This window comes from Streptococcus sanguinis (assembly GCF_003943735.1).
Taxonomy (GTDB): domain Bacteria; phylum Bacillota; class Bacilli; order Lactobacillales; family Streptococcaceae; genus Streptococcus; species Streptococcus sanguinis_E.
In genome coordinates this window covers 75,602-91,966 of the sequence record NZ_RJMV01000006.1, presented here as the reverse complement: position 1 = coordinate 91,966, position 16,365 = coordinate 75,602, and the positions used below count along the sequence as shown (strand labels likewise).

Genomic DNA, 16,365 nt, shown 5'->3' with positions numbered 1-16,365 from the left:
AAAAAATTTCCAACCTAGAATTTTTAGACTTTACAAATACTTTACACATTAAATCTAAATTCCATAATATCGCCATCTTGAACGATATATTCTTTTCCTTCTTCGCGCAAACGTCCAGCTTCTTTAACTGCTTTTTCGCTGCCATAGTGCACTAAGTCATCATAAGACATAGTCACTGCTCGAATAAAGCCTTTTTCAAAGTCTGAGTGAATAATGCCAGCTGCTTGCGGAGCTTTCATTCCACGCTTAAAGGTCCAAGCACGCACTTCCTTTTCACCAGCTGTAAAGTAGGTTCCAAGTCCCAACAGATGATAAGCTGCTCTGGTCAGTTTATCCACACCTGATTCTGTCAAGCCGATAGCTTCCAGAAATTCTGACTTATCTTCATCGTCCAATTCAGAAATCTCTTCCTCTGCACGTGCTGAAATGACAACAACTTCAGCATTTTCTGTAGCTGCAAATTCACGAATCTGCTTCACATAGTCAATATTATCTAGATCTGCTACCTCATATTCACTGACATTGGCCACATAGAGAACCGGCTTAGTCGTTAAAAGAAAGAGTCCTTTGACGATTTTTTGCTCTTCTTCTGTGAATTCAATTGTACGAGCTGACAGACCATCTTCCAGGACAAGCTTAATTTTCTGTAAAACATTAAATTCTGCCACTGAATCCTTATCTTTTTGAGTACGAGCCATCTTCTCTACACGCGCATAACGTTTGTTAATACTTTCTAAGTCTGCTAAAATCAATTCTAGATTAATGGTCTCAATATCTGCCATTGGATCTACAAAATCAGATTCACGGCCTTGTTCCCGCATGACATTTTCATCATCAAAAGCACGTACTACATGAACGATAGCATCTACTTCACGGATATTAGCCAAGAATTTATTCCCTAGTCCTTCTCCTTTTGAAGCACCTTTCACAATTCCAGCAATGTCAGTAAACTCGAAGGTTGTTGGAACCTTCTTCTGTGGTTTGATGAGTTCTGTTAATTTATCCAAACGAGCATCCGGAACTTCTACCCGCCCGACATTTGGATCAATTGTCGCAAAAGGATAATTAGCTGCTTCTGCACCTGCTTTTGTAATTGCATTAAATAAAGTTGACTTACCAACATTGGGTAAACCAACGATTCCTGCTGTCAAAGCCATTCTTATCTTCTCCATTCATCTTTTCAATCCAAACCATTATACCATAAATCCTTATCCTAAACAGCGGATTTTAGTTATTTTTTCTAGCTTTCTTTACAAAAATGTAAAATAAATTGAAGAAAAAAATGGTATAATATAGCTAATATTCTTATTAAAGGAGTCCCTAATGAAAAAGAATACTTTCAAAACACTTTTTCTTTCCTTCCTTGCGATTTCCGCTTTGTTTGTTTTAGCTGCCTGCAGCAGTCCTAAAAAAGCTTATTTCCAGCTGATTGACCAAAGTACTAAGCAAGATAGTCGTATCACTGTTGAATATAAAGGTGATGAGCTTCTTATAAACGAAACAAACAACACCTTCTACTATAAACCAGTTGGCTTGACAAAAGACACTGCTAAAGAGCAGACAGAAGCCTATGCTAAATCTATTGAGGGTATCAAAGGATTAACTCATAAAATTGAGTACAAAGATGATTATTTAACTGAAAAACTGACAATTGATTTCAGTAAAGCTGATATTGAAGAACTACAAAGTAAACAGCTTCTTCAAACATCTGGTAATCAAAAAGCAGATTATATCAGCTATAAAGAAACTGCTAAATTACTTGAAAAAGCAGGCTATAAAGAAGTTAAAGACGGTAAATTTGAAGATCTTAAATAAAAGCAAAATGGATAGGACTTAGAAAGTCCTATCCATTTTTGATTGAAAAACAAGAAAATCAAATCTAAATCTGATCTTCAGCAATGCAAATTGGTTTTCCACAATAGCATTTACGATGAGTTTTCGTCTAATTAATTATTTTCTTCATTTTTCTTTCAAAATCGTGACGACTCATCATTACAAGATGTTCACAATTAGTGCAACGGATTTTGATATCTGCACCAACCCTTGTGATTTCCCAGCGATTTGCCTTTTTTCCAGTCGATTTAATGGTGCAGGCATGGGGCTTTTTCATTTCTACAAAATGACCAATTTCATACATTTTCTTTCTCCTTTCAAGGAACTAGCATAGTCCAGGAAGAAAACTTAAGCATCTATCATACTTTGTAAATGAAAAGAGCTTAGAACCAAGAAGTAAAAATCTTTAACTTGGCCCACTGCTTTTCATCTTAATTAGTTCTGACAGGTGTAATCAGTTGAATAAAGTTTTCTGTGTCTTCACTCGGTACCAAGGTGAAAGGACGAACGGATGAGATAAAACTAATCGTTACTTTTTCACTGTCAATGGCCTTCAAAGCATCAATCAAATAAGTTGGATTAAAGCTAATGGTCAAATCTTCGCCAGTTACACTTTCTGTATCAATTTCTTCGTTAACACGGCCGACCTCTGGTGAATTTACATGGGCACTGACAATGCCGTCTGCAATCTCAAGTTTAACTGTTCCATTCTGTGTGGCATTAGACAAGAGACGAGCGCGTTCCATAGCTGCACGTAAATCAGAAGTATTAAAAGTAAGGACACTCGTAAATTCAGTTGGAATCAAACGATCTGTATCTGGATAATTTCCTTCTAAGAGGCGGGTGTAGAAGCTGATATTTTCGCTTCTGAAAAGAATTTGATTGTTAGCAAAGAAAACCTCTACCGTTTCAATTTCATCGGTAAAAACAGCCGTAAATTCACGTAAAGAACGACTTGGAATGACTACGTCAAAATTATCTCCGTTTTTCTCCAGAGTAATTTTCTTTTGACTCATTCTGTGGGAGTCTGTCGCAACTGTCTTCAAAGAACGGTTATCTGTCAAAACAAAGTGAACACCAGTCAAAATTGGACGGCTTTCCTGAACACTGGCTGCAAAGGCTGTTTCGTTAATGACATCTTTGAGAATTTTTGTTTCAAGAACCAAGGGATTGCTGGCAGAAATTTCCTGGATTCGTGGATACTGGTCAGCGTCTTTTCCTTTCAGGGTAATCTCTGATTTGCCGCTAGTCAAGACGATTTGTTTTTGTTCAATTTCTTTAAAATCCAAAATAATATCTGGCAAGCTGGAAACAACATTAATAAAGAAAGTCGCTTCTAATAAAATTGAACCTGTTGAGTTGACAAGCAAGCCTGCATTTTCATTTTGAGTAGAAATAAAGTTTTCAATTGACACTTGGCCATTTGAGCCGATTAAGGTGATTCCTTCTTTGGTAACATCGATTTTTACAGTAGAAAGAATAGGAATTGCATTTTTATGGCTGATAGCCCTTTTAGTAGTATTTAACGCTTGTAAGAAGAGATTTTTATTAATAGAAAAATGAATCATGGGATCTCCTTTTTATTTATTTATGATTATAAGATTAATAGTAATAGTAGTTTGTGTGAATTATGTGGAAAAATAGCTTTATCCTTATTCTAACAAGTTTTGAGACTTGTTCACAAAGTGTGGATAAGTTTTGAAAAAAATCTGTAGTTTTCCACACGCTATTTAATTTTATTCTTGATGCTTTCAATTTCTAAACGCAAATTGTCGTCTGATTCAATCATAGTTTTGATTTTTCCATGTGCATGTATAACGGTCGTATGGTCTTTCCCGCCAAACTCACGGCCAATTTTAGGCAGACTGTTGTCAGTCAGCTCACGAGTCAGATACATAGCTACCTGTCTAGCTAAAACGATATTTTGCACTCGACGGCTGCCTTTCATCTCTTTGACACTAACACCATAGAATTTCCCAACTTCAGACTGAATCTTATCAATCGGAATAACTGTTACCTGGCTTGAATCCTGCTTGCGTGCTCGAATAGCCTCTGCAGCGATATCAATAGTGATTTCCTTCAGATGACGAACTCTAGCGATGAGACTGATGTCATTCAAAGCACCTTCCAAGTCGCGGACATTGGAGTCGAATTGTCCTGCAAGATATTCCAAGGTATCATTCGGGAAAATATAATCCAAATCTTCTATTTTGTTTCGCAGAATTGCAATTCGTGTTTCAAAATCTGGCGGTGTAATATTCTGAGTTAATCCCCATTTAAAACGTGTCACTAAGCGTTCTTCCAAATTGTCCAGATGATCAGGACTGCGGTCGCTGGTTAAAACAATCTGTTTATTTTCACCATGAAGAGCATTGAAAGTGTTGAAAAATTCTTCCTGAGTTGAAACCTTTTTTCCTCCCAAAGATTGAATATCATCAATTAGCAGAAGATCCAGACTACGATAGATTTTTTTAAAGCTATCCATCTCTCCCAATCTTAAATGTTCAAGGAAGTCGTTAATAAAGGTTTCAGCCGGTATATACTTGACACGCGCATCTGGAATATTTTCTAAAATTTGATTGCCAATAGCATTTAATAAATGAGTTTTACCCAGGCCAGGTCCTCCATAGATAAAAAGAGGATTATAGGTTGTGGCTAGATTCTCAGATACCGCTAAGGCAGCAGCTTTAGCCCAGATATTTCCGTCTCCCTGAACAAAATTATCAAAGGTATATTTTGACTTTAAGCCAGTATCAATAGGTGGCAAGCTTGGCTGAACAGTGCTGATTTGAGGACTAGTTACTACAGATTTCGAAGTTTCAGTGTTAGTTTCTTCTTCAAAAATATACTTTCCAGCAATCTGATCATTAAAAATCTCAAATCCTGCAGTAAGAATAACTCCTACTAAGTTTTGCTCCCAAAATAGTTGTTTCACCGGACTATCCAGGAAAATAACAGCTTGTTTTTCTTCAACTTTAACAAGCTTAGCCTCAGCAACAAAGAAATCATAAGTTGTCTGTTTTAGCTGAGCATGAGCCAATTCTAAAATACGATTCCAAAAGTCCTGTTCTTTGGTCATAACTTCCCTCCTTTTCTATAATTTTCTGATTCATACGCATCTTATTTTATCATAAAGGTTCAAAGTTTTCCACAAGAACTGGAAAAGAATTCACATTGTTAGCTAAAGTTATCCACAGAATGTGAATAAAGCTAAACTTCCTTATTCTAATAGGCTTCCTAATTGATTTAACAGTGGATAATTTTGTTATTTTAAAAAAAGAAAATAACAGTTTTATTTAAAACTGTTTATAATTCTTTGATATTCTTCTTCGCTTTCAAAAGGAATAATCAGCTTTCCTTTACTCTGGCTTTTTAACTGAATAGAAACTTCCAGACCGAGAATTTTTTTAATTTTTTCCTCTTCAGATTTAGCAAACAGTTCTTTATTAGGTTTCTTTTTGAGACTCTTTTTTTGCTGGAGAAGCTTTTCAACTGCTCGAACCGATAAATCTTCTCGACAGATTTTTTCCAGCCATAGTAACTGTTCTTCTTCTTTTAAGGGGACCAGCAGGCGAGCATGTCCTTGAGATATCTCTTCTTCCTTGATAGCTTGACGAACTTCTTTGGATAATTGTAAAAGTCTGACAATATTGCTGATATAGGGTCTAGATTTTCCCATGATTTTAGCAATTTCATCATGTGTCAAGCCTTTGTCAATCAAATTTTGATAAGACTCAGCCTCTTCTATAGGATTCAAGTCTTCTCTTTGAAGATTTTCGATAATGGCCTGTTTCAGCATTTCATCATCAGATAATTCTTTGATGACAGCTGGGATCGTTTCTAGGCCGAGAAAAGAGGCAGCTCTAAATCTCCGTTCTCCTGCTAAAATTTCATAACCAAAAAGTGAAGATTTCCGAAGAATGATTGGCTGAATGAGACCATTTTCTTTGATTGATGCTGCTAATTCTTCAATCTTTTTTTGTGAAAACTCTTTACGAGGCTGATAAGGATTGGTTCGAATGTCTTTAAGTGCAATATATTGAAAGTTTTCCATTTGTATATAGAATAACACACCTTTACGATTGTGTAAAGGTGTGTTGACAATCTTGTAAATAGGTTAATTTGAGCTTAGCTCTTTTGTTGATTTAGTGAGTTTGATTTTGACTGTTTGAGATTTACCATCTCGATAATAAGTAATCTCCACCTCATCTCCAATGCTATGCTTGTAGAGAGCAGACTGAAGGTCACTAGTGGATTCCACATCTGTGTTATCTACTTTTGTAATGACATCATTTTTTTGAAGCTTGCCATCAGCAGGCATCCCTTGCTGAACAGAGCGAACAAGAATACCTGATTTCACTGAAGAAGGAAGATTTAATTTAGAAAAATCAGAAGTTGTCAGATTAGATAAATCCATCATTTGAATTCCTAAAGCAGGACGTGTGACTGTTCCATTTTTTTCAAGTTGATTGATAATATTTACGACATCATTAGACGGAATCGCAAATCCCATCCCTTCAACAGAGGTTTGCCCATTTGTTGAAATCTTACTTGAAGTAATCCCAATAACTTGTCCTTGGATGTTAATCAACGGGCCGCCAGAGTTACCAGGATTGATTGCAGCATCTGTTTGCAATGCAGTTGTTGAAATATTTTCACCATTTTCAGATTGTAACGTAACGTTTCTGCCTAAACTAGAAATAATTCCTTGTGTTACAGAGTTAGCGTATTCTGTTCCAAGAGGACTTCCGATAGCGATAGCTGTCTCACCAACTGTCAGAGAACCAGAATCTCCAAATTCAGCGACATCAGTTACTTTTTCAGAGCTAATTTTAACAACAGAGATATCTGAATAAACATCTGATCCAACTACTTCACCTGGAACCTTGTTTCCATCAGCTAGCAAGATATCTACATTGGTTGATCCATTAAGAACGTGGGTGTTGGTTACCAGATAGGCTGATTTTCCATCTTTTTTATAAATTACGCCAGAACCTTCACTGGAGATTTGTGATTCATCGTTGGAAGATTCATCATTGATAACGCTGCTGGAAGATTCAGCATAAGTAATTACTGAAACAACGGCATTTTGAACCTTTTTCACAGCTTCTGAAATGTCAGTAGAGTTTTTATATGAAGTAGTTACACTGGTTGTTGAATTTCCATTCATTTTTACACGTGAAGTTACTAATGTAGTAACATAATTTCCTAAACTTCCACCGATAAAACCTACAATTAACACTGCAAAAAGCAATAAAGCCTTTTTGATGGCATTTGAAGAGTTTTTCATGTTTTCCTCCTTGAATTACAATTGATGAAATTATAGTTAGCTAAACTTAATTATAACTTAAATCCTCTAAGTTTTCCACACCTTGTGGAAAACTTAGAAAAACTGTTGATAGGCATTAGAAAATACACAGATTAGCCGATTCCCAGATAAATTTTACTTGTTAATAAAGTGTGAAGTATAGATGAATATGATAGAATAAACTTATGAAAATAAAACTTGTAACAGTTGGAAAACTGAAAGAAAAATATTTAAAGGATGGAATTGCTGAATACATGAAGCGTCTCAATCGATTCTGCAAGGTAGAAATGATTGAGCTAGCGGATGAAAAAACACCTGATAAAGCTAGTGATTTAGAAAATCAGCAGATTCTTGAAAAAGAAGGAAATAAAATTCTGGCTAAAATCAATGAGCGTGAATTTGTTATTGCTTTGGCAATTGAAGGAAAGCAATTTCCGTCAGAAAAGTTTAGTCAGCTCATGATGGATACTACAGTGCATGGCTTTTCTGATATCACTTTTGTTATTGGCGGAAGTTTAGGTTTATCTCCTGCAGTAAAAAAACGGGCAAATCTTCTGATGAGTTTTGGCAAATTAACGCTACCTCATCAACTGATGCGCCTTGTTTTAATAGAGCAAATCTATCGAGCTTTTATGATTCAGCAGGGGAGTCCTTATCATAAGTAATCTTGACGGCAACCCTATTTTCTGATAGAATGAGATGGTATTGGTCTCATAGCTCAGCTGGATAGAGCATTCGCCTTCTAAGCGAACGGTCGCAGGTTCGAATCCTGCTGAGATCAGAAATGTAAAAAATGCGAAATATTTTACAATATTTCGTGTTTTTTTCTTCTATTTTTTTGGTATAATGTCATTTTGGGGATAAAAAATGACATTTCAGGGAAAATTGTCACTAACTCTTTCTATTTTTCTATAATGATAAATGTAAGGTGACTTACAAGATAAAAAGATAGGAGATAGTTATGAAAATCTATTCTTTTCAAATTGCTGCAAATAGCAATTCACTTGTTCAAACCTTTTGGGATTTAAGAGGTGTTCCAAATCCATGGGGTTGGATTTTTGGAAGATAAGAATTTTAAAGTTTAGGGGAGAAATTTATGTCACTTGAAATAATTGGATTAATTATTCATCCTTTTATTAATGTAGCTGCATTTTTAGTGATTTTATCAAAAATCACTAAAATTAAGCATACTCGCTTTTTTGTAGTTGTTTGCTTTGGTCTTGAGATTATAGTTCCGTTTATAATTGCTTTTTTAGGACACATATTTTCATTTTCTAGCACAATTCCATCATATACACTGTCATTTTTTCTCCCTCTATTTTTAGTTTGGTATTTTTGTAGAGTTGAAAAAATTAAAAAATATCAATCTTTCTTACTTTCCTTCTTTTTATGTCTGTCAATTGATAGTTCTACTACTTTCTTTTCTGTTATTATTTCATCTGTTTTAGGAGATGATTTTGTAGCTCAGTACATGGGCTTGTTTCTGACATGTATCAACTTACTTTCCTTGTTATTTATGGTAAAGGTTATTGATATTTTTGATTTCAGAATAGATTATCTTAAAAGAAGTTTCTTTAAATCTCAGATTCTGATGATTAGTAGTTTATATGCAATGAATTGGCTGATTTTAAATCTCTCTCATTGGATTAGTAATATAAGGCATTTCAACAGTTTTAGCAGTATGATTGCTACTATTTGTTTCTTGGCCTTTCTTTCTACCTTGGTGACGTTCAAGGACAGCCGTGAGAAATACGAAAAAGAAGAGCATTTGCGTCAAAAAGAATCTGAACAGCTTCGACTTCAGGAATATACTGATGAAATTGTGAGATTGTACTATGAAATCAAAGGATTTCGTCATGATTATGCTAGCATGTTGACGAGTATGCAAGTGGCTATTCAAACTGGAGATATCAAGGAAATTGAGCACATTTATCAAGAGGTCTTGGCTGATGCAAATTTGAACCTGCGTTCAGATAAATATACAGTTTTTGATTTGAATAATGTAGGAGATTCAGCTTTAAGAAGTGTCATGACCGAGACAATCTTTCAAGCGCGTGAACATCAGATTCAGCTGACTTTTGAAGTTAAGGATAAAGTGGAACGCCTTCCAATCAAGTTGTTAGATCTTGTGAGAATTGCTAGTATTTTATTAAATAATGCTATTGAGAGTGCCATTGACAGCCTGGAAAAAATTGTCCATGTTTCTCTGGTTCAACTGGATGATAGAACCATTTTTGTTGTTCAAAATTCTCGTAAAGAAGGAAAATTGGATTTGGAAGAACTCTATCAGCCCGAGTTTTCAACTAAAGGAGAAAATAGAGGCTATGGATTGAATAACATCAAGGAAATTTTAGATAGGTATGAATTTATAACTCTTGATACACAAATTGAGCCAAACAATTTCACACAGATTTTAACAATTAGGAGATAGAATTTATGAAAGTGTTAGTTTTAGAGGATACCGTATCTCATCAAGTCAGGATGGAAACGACATTAGCAGAAATTGCTGAGGAACTTGGAATTGACATCCAGGTTCAGGTTACAGGAAAAATAAAAGAATTCAAAAAATATATTGAAAATGGAGACGTTAACCAGCTTTATTTTTTGGATATTGACATTAAGGGGGAGGAAACAAAAGGGCTGGAAGTAGCTCAATTTATCCGTCATCATAATCCTTATGCCATTATAGTTTTTGTAACCTCAAAATCTGAATTTGCTACTATGACTTTTAAATATAAAGTATCAGCACTTGATTTTATCGATAAAGATATCAACAATGATGCTTTTAAAAATAGAATCAAAGACAGTATTCTTTACACTAAGAGTACACTAATTGAAAATACCAATATGGTAGATTATTTTGAATATAGTTATCGTGGCAATGATGTTCGAATGCCTTATAACGATATTTTATATATCGAAACGACAGGGAGCTCTCATAAACTTCGGATTGTCGGTAAAAATTTTCTTAAGGAATTTTATGGAACAATAACAGATATTCAAGAAAAAGATCAGCAATCCAAACGATTTTTTTCACCACATAAATCTTATCTGGTTAATATTGGCAACATTGTTGATTATGACAAGAAAAATCGAGAAATTATTTTTTACGAAAATCATCGCTGTCCGGTCACTCGTTTAAGAGTGAAATATCTGAAAGATATTTTCGAAAATAAAGGGAAAAGAGTTGACAAAGCTTAAAAACCTGATATAATGGAATATGTTCTGAAAGAGAGCATACCATATGGTCCGTTGGTCAAGGGGTTAAGACACCGCCTTTTCACGGCGGTAACACGGGTTCGAATCCCGTACGGACTATATTATCCGGCATAGCTCAGTTGGTAGTAGCGCATGACTGTTAATCATGATGTCGTAGGTTCGAGTCCTACTGCCGGAGCTAGAGACACTCCTAGTGAGTGTTTTTTTATTGTTCAAGAAAAGGCCTTCACTAGCATTTTAATGAAGAGCCTTATTTTTTATATATTTACATTCTATGTCGTCTCCTACGTAGAAAATTATAGCAAACAAATAAGATTATGCAAGATATGAAGGCAATGCCACCTTCTTTCAGTCCATTAGGAATGAAAGTGAGGACAACTTTTCCTTCTCCTTTTTTCACATCTAATTTCATAAAACCGTTTTGAGCTCGTTTTAGTGTGACAGGCTTCCCATTAAGAGTGGCTGACCATCCCTTATCATAAGGAATGGTAAAGAATAATGAAGTATCCTTTTCCGCTCTATAATTTGTTTTTACTGTGTTTAAATCAGTAGTTGTGGAAACGGGCTGCTCTTTTAATTTTTGAATGACATTTTGATATTGCTCAGTATTAACGGCAAAAAATTCTGGCGTATCAAAAGAAACCGTCGAATTGTTTGGGAATGTAAAGCGAATAGATACTGTTTGACTTTGACTAAAATAGCCAGCATTAAAGAAAGGGAAAACATTATTAGTTGTATAATGTTCTGTAAAGTTATTGACAGTAATGTCAACATCTGTCTGATCATCATTACTAAAATCAATCCCAGCAACATTAACATATAGTTGACTGTTAGTAGGTACATTGACAGTATAGACTACGCTAGCAAAGCTTGTATTCTGTTCTCTGTCAACATCCACAGTCACTCTGTTACCAATTTGCTTGACATTTTCATTAGTAGTTATAGCATCTACTTTGTCATAATATTTAAAATCAAAGCCAGTCAATCGATTCAAAAATTCTGTCTGATTATCTAAAGTCAAATTTGTAAACTTGACATCATGGTAAATATCATTGGTCAGAAAAGCTAAACCAAGTGCAGCATCATTTTGGTAGAGAGACATTTCTTTTTCAGTTTTCTCAGGAAGAAAACCAAATTTTTGAGGATCTGTTTCAGATAGATTGTAGCGAACACCAAAAATACTGTCCATCAAAATACTATTGTTTTGATAACGGAGATTCAGATTTGTTCCCGCTGATTTAAAACCAAGTTTATCTAAAGTAGAACTTGCCTGAGTATTTCTGACAGATGAGAACTGGGAAATTCCATTGTAGTTGAATTTCATACTGTCATTTCCCGTTTGTGGATTCAATCTTTCAGTTCTAAAAAAGTCAATATTTTCCTTTTTGGAATAATTGACAAGCTTGTCAATCTCGTCAAGATGACTAGCGTAAGATGAACGAGTGGCAAATACCCATTCTTTAGCAATTCCTCCAACTTGATAATAGGAATTAAGCGACAATTCAAAAGTAACAAAGAAAAGCAAGACAGGGAGAATGATTTTTGGTTGAATAGAAGATTTTGCTAAGACAAAGCTAATCAAGAGATAAGCCAGCAGAAATTCTAATGTTAGAATATAATTCTCAGGACCCAAAAAGTCATAATGTTTTCTCTGAATAAAAGTCATAATGAATCCGAGACTGAGCAAAGTGAAACTAATGGCAACATTCATCAATTTCACGTCTTTCCAACGATTTAAAGTCTCAGCAGCCATATAGATAACTATCAGAGAAAATAGCCAAGAATAACGGTGAAGAAACATGTTCGGAGCATGCATTCCTTGCCAAAGTAAGTCTAAATATTGAAGATAAAAACTAGCTATGAAAATTGCAATGAGTAAAAAGTAGCAAAGTTTCACGTGAAACTTAACAGATTTTAAGGTAAAAAATAAGATAGCCAGAATCAAGGGGAAGGTGCCGACATAAATCATAGGGATAGAACCATACTTGGTTGTATCAAAACTGCCAATAAAATTTTTAGCAAATACATCTAAAAACCAACTTTTTTCTGTCAGCAAAGAAGAAACTTTTGTTAATGTTTCACCATGAGTGCTTATGTCTAGGTAAGTTGGCAGAATCATGATTAGGCTAGTCAGACCTGCTAAAGCAGATACGACTGTAAAGTCAAGTAAACTTTTAATTCTATTTTTGAAATCCCAAGATAATTGAAGAAGGTACCAAAAGACCAAAAAGATTGCCATCATATATCCAAAATAATAATTTTGGATGAAGAGGATTGACAGTGTTGTAAAATATAGTACTCTGCCTTTTCCAGTTATCAACCTATGTAAACCTAGCACAATCAAAGGTGCAAGGATAAACACATCCAACCAGGTTTTAATTTCTAATTGACTGACTGAAAAACTCATTAAAGAAAATGAAGTTGAAAGAGTGATGATGAGTAAAGCTGGAATCTTTTTGAATATTCCTTTGATGCTGATAAAGGTAGAGAGTCCGATTAATCCAAACTTGATTAAGGTAAATAGATAGACGGCATCTGGCATTGATTTCAAATCAAAGAAATAAACCAAGGGAGATAAGAAGCTGCCTAAATAATAACTGGATAAAGCATAAAAATTTTGCCCAAGTCCACTGGAGAAAGTATAGAAAATACTATCTGTGCCATGAAGGATATTTCTTAGGTTGGTGTCAAAAATGACATACTGATGAAAACCATCACCAAGCAAGGGAGAAGTTTCGCTATTCCAGTAAATTCCATACATCAAGTAGACAAAGAACATGACGAAAAATGGAAGAAAGAAGGCACAAAAATAAGGCCAATTTTTTTTAAAATATTCTTTAATGTGATTCATATTTCTTATATAGAAAGAGGCAGAAACGTTGTTTCATGCCTCTGTAAAGCTTTGTAAACGTAAATTGACAAGGAATTAATCTTTCCAAAGTTCTTTGACTTTTGCCTGAACTTCTTGATTTTCCAAGAATTCATCATAGGTTTCGTCAATGCGGTCAATCACACCGTTTTTAGACAAGACAATGATATGGTTGGCCAAGGTTTGAATAAATTCATGGTCGTGACTGGCAAAAATAATGGATCCTTTGAAGTTTTTCAATCCATCATTTAAGCTGGAGATTGATTCCAAATCTAAGTGATTGGTTGGATCGTCTAAGACTAAAACGTTGGATTTAAGCAACATCAACTTAGATAGCATGACCCGAACTTTTTCTCCTCCTGACAAGACATTGACAGACTTGTTAACCTCATCTCCAGAGAAAAGCATGCGCCCAAGGAATCCTCGAAGGAAGGTGTTGTCATCCTCTTCTTTGCTAGCAAATTGACGCAGCCAGTCAAGGATTGATTCGCCACTAGCAAAGTCACGAGAATTATCTTTTGGTAGGTAAGATTGACTGGTTGTGACACCCCACTTGACAGTTCCTTCATACTCAATATCACCCATCAAGGCACGAATCAAAGCTGTTGTTTGGATATCGTTTTGGCCAATTAAAGCTGTTTTATCGCCAGGACGTAAAATGAAGTTAATATTATCAAGAATAGTTTCTCCATCTATCTTGACAGAAAGGTTTTCCACTGTCAAGAGATCATTACCGATTTCACGTTCTGCTTTAAAGCTGATAAATGGGTATTTACGGCTAGATGGAACAATTTCTTCTAACTCAATCTTGTCAAGCATCTTTTTACGAGAAGTTGCTTGTTTTGATTTTGAAGCATTGGCAGAAAAGCGAGCAACAAATTCTTGAAGTTGCTTGATTTTTTCTTCTGCTTTGGCATTTCGGTCAGCTAGAAGCTTAGCCGCTAGTTCGCTTGATTCTTTCCAGAAATCATAGTTTCCAACATAGAGTTTGATTTTTCCAAAGTCAAGGTCGGCCATATGAGTGCAGACTTTATTCAAAAAGTGACGGTCGTGGGATACAACAATAACTGTATTGTCAAAATCGATAAGAAAGTCTTCCAGCCAAGTAATAGACTGAATATCCAAACCGTTAGTTGGCTCGTCCAGAAGTAAGACATCAGGTTTACCAAAAAGGGCTTTGGCTAAGAGTACTTTGACCTTGTCTCCGTTAGAGAGCTCGCTCATATTTTGGTAGTGAAGATCTTCCGGAATATTGAGGTTTTGCAATAATTGAGAGGCTTCACTTTCAGCTTCCCAGCCACCTAGTTCAGCAAACTCTCCCTCAAGCTCGGCCGCACGTACACCATCTTCATCAGAAAAATCAGGCTTCATATAAATAGCATCTTTTTCTTTCATGATGTTGTAGAGATGCTCATTTCCCATGATTACAACATCAATAGCCCGTTCTTCTTCATAGTCAAAGTGGTTCTGGCGAAGGACTGAAAGACGTTCATTTGGTCCTAGAGAAATGTGGCCTGTTGTTGGCTCGATATCACCAGCTAAAATTTTTAAAAAGGTTGATTTTCCAGCGCCGTTAGCTCCAATCAATCCATAAGTATTTCCTTCTGTAAATTTGATGTTGACTTCATCAAACAATTTTCGGTCACTGAAACGCAGTGATACATCTGATACTGTAAGCAATGTCTTTCTCCTATATATATAATCTTCTTCATTTTACTAGAAAACAGAACTTTTTTCAAATAATTCTGAGATAAAAAGTAAAAAACGAAGCCAAAAGAAAAAAGGATATTATAATGAACTAAGACTTTTAGGTTTTACAGCCAGAATAGTTTGTAAATTAAGTTTACAAATACTGTAAAGGGATGTCAATCAAGCTGTAAAAACTGGAATTTTCGCTTTTTTCTAGAAACTTCTTTCTCATTTCCATTGAAAATGATATAATGAACTCATTATAAATTGAGGAGTAATAAATGACTAAACCAATTATTTTAACAGGAGATCGTCCGACAGGAAAATTGCATATTGGTCATTATGTAGGAAGTTTACGGAATCGCGTACTTTTGCAGGATCAGGGTAAATATGAGATGTTCGTATTTTTGGCTGATCAGCAAGCTTTGACAGATCATGCAAAGGACCCTCAGACAATTGTTGAGTCCATTGGGAATGTAGCTTTGGATTATCTAGCGGCTGGATTGGATCCTGAAAAGGTGACTATTTTTATTCAAAGTCAGATTCCTGAGTTGGCAGAGTTGTCAATGTATTACATGAATTTGGTGTCATTGGCTCGTCTTGAGCGTAATCCTACTGTCAAGACTGAGATTGCGCAAAAAGGATTTGGTGAAAGTTTGCCGACTGGTTTTTTAGTTTATCCGATTTCTCAGGCAGCAGATATTACTGCTTTTAAGGCTAATTTTGTACCAGTCGGACATGATCAAAAGCCTATGATTGAGCAGACTCGGGAAATTGTTCGTTCCTTTAACCACGCTTATCAGACAGATGTTTTGGTAGAACCGGAAGGGATTTATCCTGAAAACGAAGCAGCTGGACGTTTACCTGGTTTGGATGGCAATGCTAAGATGTCCAAGTCTCTCAATAACGGCATTTATTTGGCAGATGATATGGATATTCTGCAAAAGAAAGTTATGAGCATGTATACGGATCCGAATCATATCAGAGTGGAAGATCCTGGAAAAGTTGAGGGAAATATGGTCTTTCACTATCTGGATGTTTTTGGCCGCCCAGAAGATGCTGCTGATATTGCTGCAATGAAAGAGCATTATCAAAGAGGTGGTCTGGGAGATGTCAAAACCAAACGCTATCTGTTAGAAATTTTAGAGCGAGAGTTAGGTCCGATTCGTGAGCGTCGTGTGGAGTTTGCTAAAGACATGGGACAGGTTTATCAGATGCTGCAAGAAGGATGTGATAAGGCACGTCAGACTGCCGCTCAGACTCTTTCGGAAGTGAAGTCTGCGATGGGGATTAATTATTTTAAATAACGAACATTATTGATTATAAATCACAAAAACTATCGTTTTTAGTTTTAAAAATGATGGTTTTTATTTTTTGTATAATAATGATTGACAATTTCCTATAGAATGGTATGATATTAACAACAAAAAAACCAGCTCTTATTCAA

At 35.4% G+C, this 16,365-nt stretch carries 14 protein-coding genes and 3 tRNA genes; 9 read left to right on the top strand and 8 right to left on the bottom strand.

Features of this window, described 5'->3' with window-relative positions:
* Positions 1–41: 41 nt before the first annotated feature.
* Entirely contained in the window at positions 42–1,157 is a 1,116-nt protein-coding gene (ychF, locus tag D8877_RS08050) for a redox-regulated ATPase YchF (RefSeq protein WP_048774171.1), read from the bottom strand.
* Positions 1,158–1,323: 166 nt separating this feature from the next.
* Between ychF and D8877_RS08045 the strand changes: the two genes are divergently transcribed.
* On the top strand, positions 1,324–1,815 hold the full coding sequence (locus D8877_RS08045) for a DUF1307 domain-containing protein (RefSeq protein WP_125341456.1): 492 nt from the start codon (positions 1,324–1,326) through the stop codon (positions 1,813–1,815).
* Positions 1,816–1,942: 127 nt separating this feature from the next.
* Here the strand turns inward: D8877_RS08045 and D8877_RS08040 are convergent, their stop codons facing one another.
* The 5 genes from D8877_RS08040 to htrA form a co-directional block, all read right to left on the bottom strand.
* Positions 1,943–2,137, bottom strand: coding sequence for a DUF951 domain-containing protein (locus D8877_RS08040; RefSeq protein ID WP_125341457.1), 195 nt, complete (start codon positions 2,135–2,137; stop codon positions 1,943–1,945).
* A 127-nt stretch (positions 2,138–2,264) separates the two neighbouring features.
* Positions 2,265–3,401 carry a DNA polymerase III subunit beta gene (gene dnaN / locus D8877_RS08035; protein WP_002916269.1) on the bottom strand — a complete coding sequence of 379 codons (1,137 nt, stop codon included), beginning with the start codon at positions 3,399–3,401 and terminating at the stop codon, positions 2,265–2,267.
* A gap of 158 nt (positions 3,402–3,559) precedes the next feature.
* Positions 3,560–4,912 (bottom strand): chromosomal replication initiator protein DnaA, encoded by a 1,353-nt coding sequence (dnaA, locus tag D8877_RS08030; protein WP_002894294.1) that lies wholly within the window; start codon positions 4,910–4,912, stop codon positions 3,560–3,562.
* Positions 4,913–5,125: 213 nt separating this feature from the next.
* Positions 5,126–5,887 carry a ParB/RepB/Spo0J family partition protein gene (locus D8877_RS08025; RefSeq protein ID WP_185760202.1) on the bottom strand — a complete coding sequence of 254 codons (762 nt, stop codon included), beginning with the start codon at positions 5,885–5,887 and terminating at the stop codon, positions 5,126–5,128.
* A 63-nt stretch (positions 5,888–5,950) separates the two neighbouring features.
* Complete coding sequence (htrA, locus tag D8877_RS08020; protein ID WP_002901929.1) at positions 5,951–7,123, bottom strand: serine protease HtrA; 1,173 nt, start codon at positions 7,121–7,123, stop codon at positions 5,951–5,953.
* Positions 7,124–7,326: 203 nt separating this feature from the next.
* Between htrA and rlmH the strand changes: the two genes are divergently transcribed.
* The 7 genes from rlmH to D8877_RS07985 all read left to right on the top strand — a co-directional run bounded on the left by rlmH (position 7,327) and on the right by D8877_RS07985 (position 10,538).
* Complete coding sequence (gene rlmH, locus D8877_RS08015) at positions 7,327–7,806, top strand: 23S rRNA (pseudouridine(1915)-N(3))-methyltransferase RlmH (RefSeq protein ID WP_002920030.1); 480 nt, start codon at positions 7,327–7,329, stop codon at positions 7,804–7,806.
* Positions 7,807–7,848: 42 nt separating this feature from the next.
* Positions 7,849–7,922 (top strand) — tRNA-Arg (locus tag D8877_RS08010).
* Between the two features lie 180 nt (positions 7,923–8,102).
* Entirely contained in the window at positions 8,103–8,210 is a 108-nt protein-coding gene (locus D8877_RS08005; protein WP_002894290.1) for a hypothetical protein, read from the top strand.
* 27 nt (positions 8,211–8,237) lie between these two features.
* Entirely contained in the window at positions 8,238–9,572 is a 1,335-nt protein-coding gene (gene comD / locus D8877_RS08000) for a competence system sensor histidine kinase ComD (protein ID WP_002910929.1), read from the top strand.
* A gap of 5 nt (positions 9,573–9,577) precedes the next feature.
* Entirely contained in the window at positions 9,578–10,342 is a 765-nt protein-coding gene (gene comE, locus D8877_RS07995) for a competence system response regulator transcription factor ComE (protein WP_002899424.1), read from the top strand.
* Positions 10,343–10,387: 45 nt separating this feature from the next.
* Positions 10,388–10,459: transfer RNA gene (locus tag D8877_RS07990), tRNA-Glu, on the top strand.
* 5 nt (positions 10,460–10,464) lie between these two features.
* Positions 10,465–10,538 (top strand) — tRNA-Asn (locus D8877_RS07985).
* Between the two features lie 87 nt (positions 10,539–10,625).
* On the opposite strand, the gene D8877_RS07980 is transcribed toward D8877_RS07985, so the two are convergent.
* Positions 10,626–13,211: a YfhO family protein gene (locus tag D8877_RS07980; protein WP_125341460.1), complete on the bottom strand. Its 2,586-nt coding sequence runs from the start codon at positions 13,209–13,211 to the stop codon at positions 10,626–10,628.
* A gap of 75 nt (positions 13,212–13,286) precedes the next feature.
* Positions 13,287–14,909: an ATP-binding cassette domain-containing protein gene (locus tag D8877_RS07975; RefSeq protein WP_002899531.1), complete on the bottom strand. Its 1,623-nt coding sequence runs from the start codon at positions 14,907–14,909 to the stop codon at positions 13,287–13,289.
* Positions 14,910–15,199: 290 nt separating this feature from the next.
* Here D8877_RS07975 and trpS point away from each other — a divergent pair, with 290 nt between their 5' ends.
* Positions 15,200–16,225, top strand: coding sequence for a tryptophan--tRNA ligase (trpS, locus tag D8877_RS07970; RefSeq protein WP_002894281.1), 1,026 nt, complete (start codon positions 15,200–15,202; stop codon positions 16,223–16,225).
* Positions 16,226–16,365: the final 140 nt, after the last annotated feature.

Excerpts from the sequence above, each read along its gene's own strand:
- ychF (WP_048774171.1), bottom strand. The coding sequence starts at position 1,157 with ATGGCTTTGACAGCAGGAATCGTTGGTTTACCCAATGTTGGTAAGTCA.
- D8877_RS08045 (WP_125341456.1), top strand. The coding sequence starts at position 1,324 with ATGAAAAAGAATACTTTCAAAACACTTTTTCTTTCCTTCCTTGCGATT.
- D8877_RS08040 (WP_125341457.1), bottom strand. The coding sequence starts at position 2,137 with ATGTATGAAATTGGTCATTTTGTAGAAATGAAAAAGCCCCATGCCTGC.
- dnaN (WP_002916269.1), bottom strand. The coding sequence starts at position 3,401 with ATGATTCATTTTTCTATTAATAAAAATCTCTTCTTACAAGCGTTAAAT.
- dnaA (WP_002894294.1), bottom strand. The coding sequence starts at position 4,912 with ATGACCAAAGAACAGGACTTTTGGAATCGTATTTTAGAATTGGCTCAT.
- D8877_RS08025 (WP_185760202.1), bottom strand. The coding sequence starts at position 5,887 with ATGGAAAACTTTCAATATATTGCACTTAAAGACATTCGAACCAATCCT.
- htrA (WP_002901929.1), bottom strand. The coding sequence starts at position 7,123 with ATGAAAAACTCTTCAAATGCCATCAAAAAGGCTTTATTGCTTTTTGCA.
- rlmH (WP_002920030.1), top strand. The coding sequence starts at position 7,327 with ATGAAAATAAAACTTGTAACAGTTGGAAAACTGAAAGAAAAATATTTA.
- D8877_RS08005 (WP_002894290.1), top strand. The coding sequence starts at position 8,103 with ATGAAAATCTATTCTTTTCAAATTGCTGCAAATAGCAATTCACTTGTT.
- comD (WP_002910929.1), top strand. The coding sequence starts at position 8,238 with ATGTCACTTGAAATAATTGGATTAATTATTCATCCTTTTATTAATGTA.
- comE (WP_002899424.1), top strand. The coding sequence starts at position 9,578 with ATGAAAGTGTTAGTTTTAGAGGATACCGTATCTCATCAAGTCAGGATG.
- D8877_RS07980 (WP_125341460.1), bottom strand. The coding sequence starts at position 13,211 with ATGAATCACATTAAAGAATATTTTAAAAAAAATTGGCCTTATTTTTGT.
- trpS (WP_002894281.1), top strand. The coding sequence starts at position 15,200 with ATGACTAAACCAATTATTTTAACAGGAGATCGTCCGACAGGAAAATTG.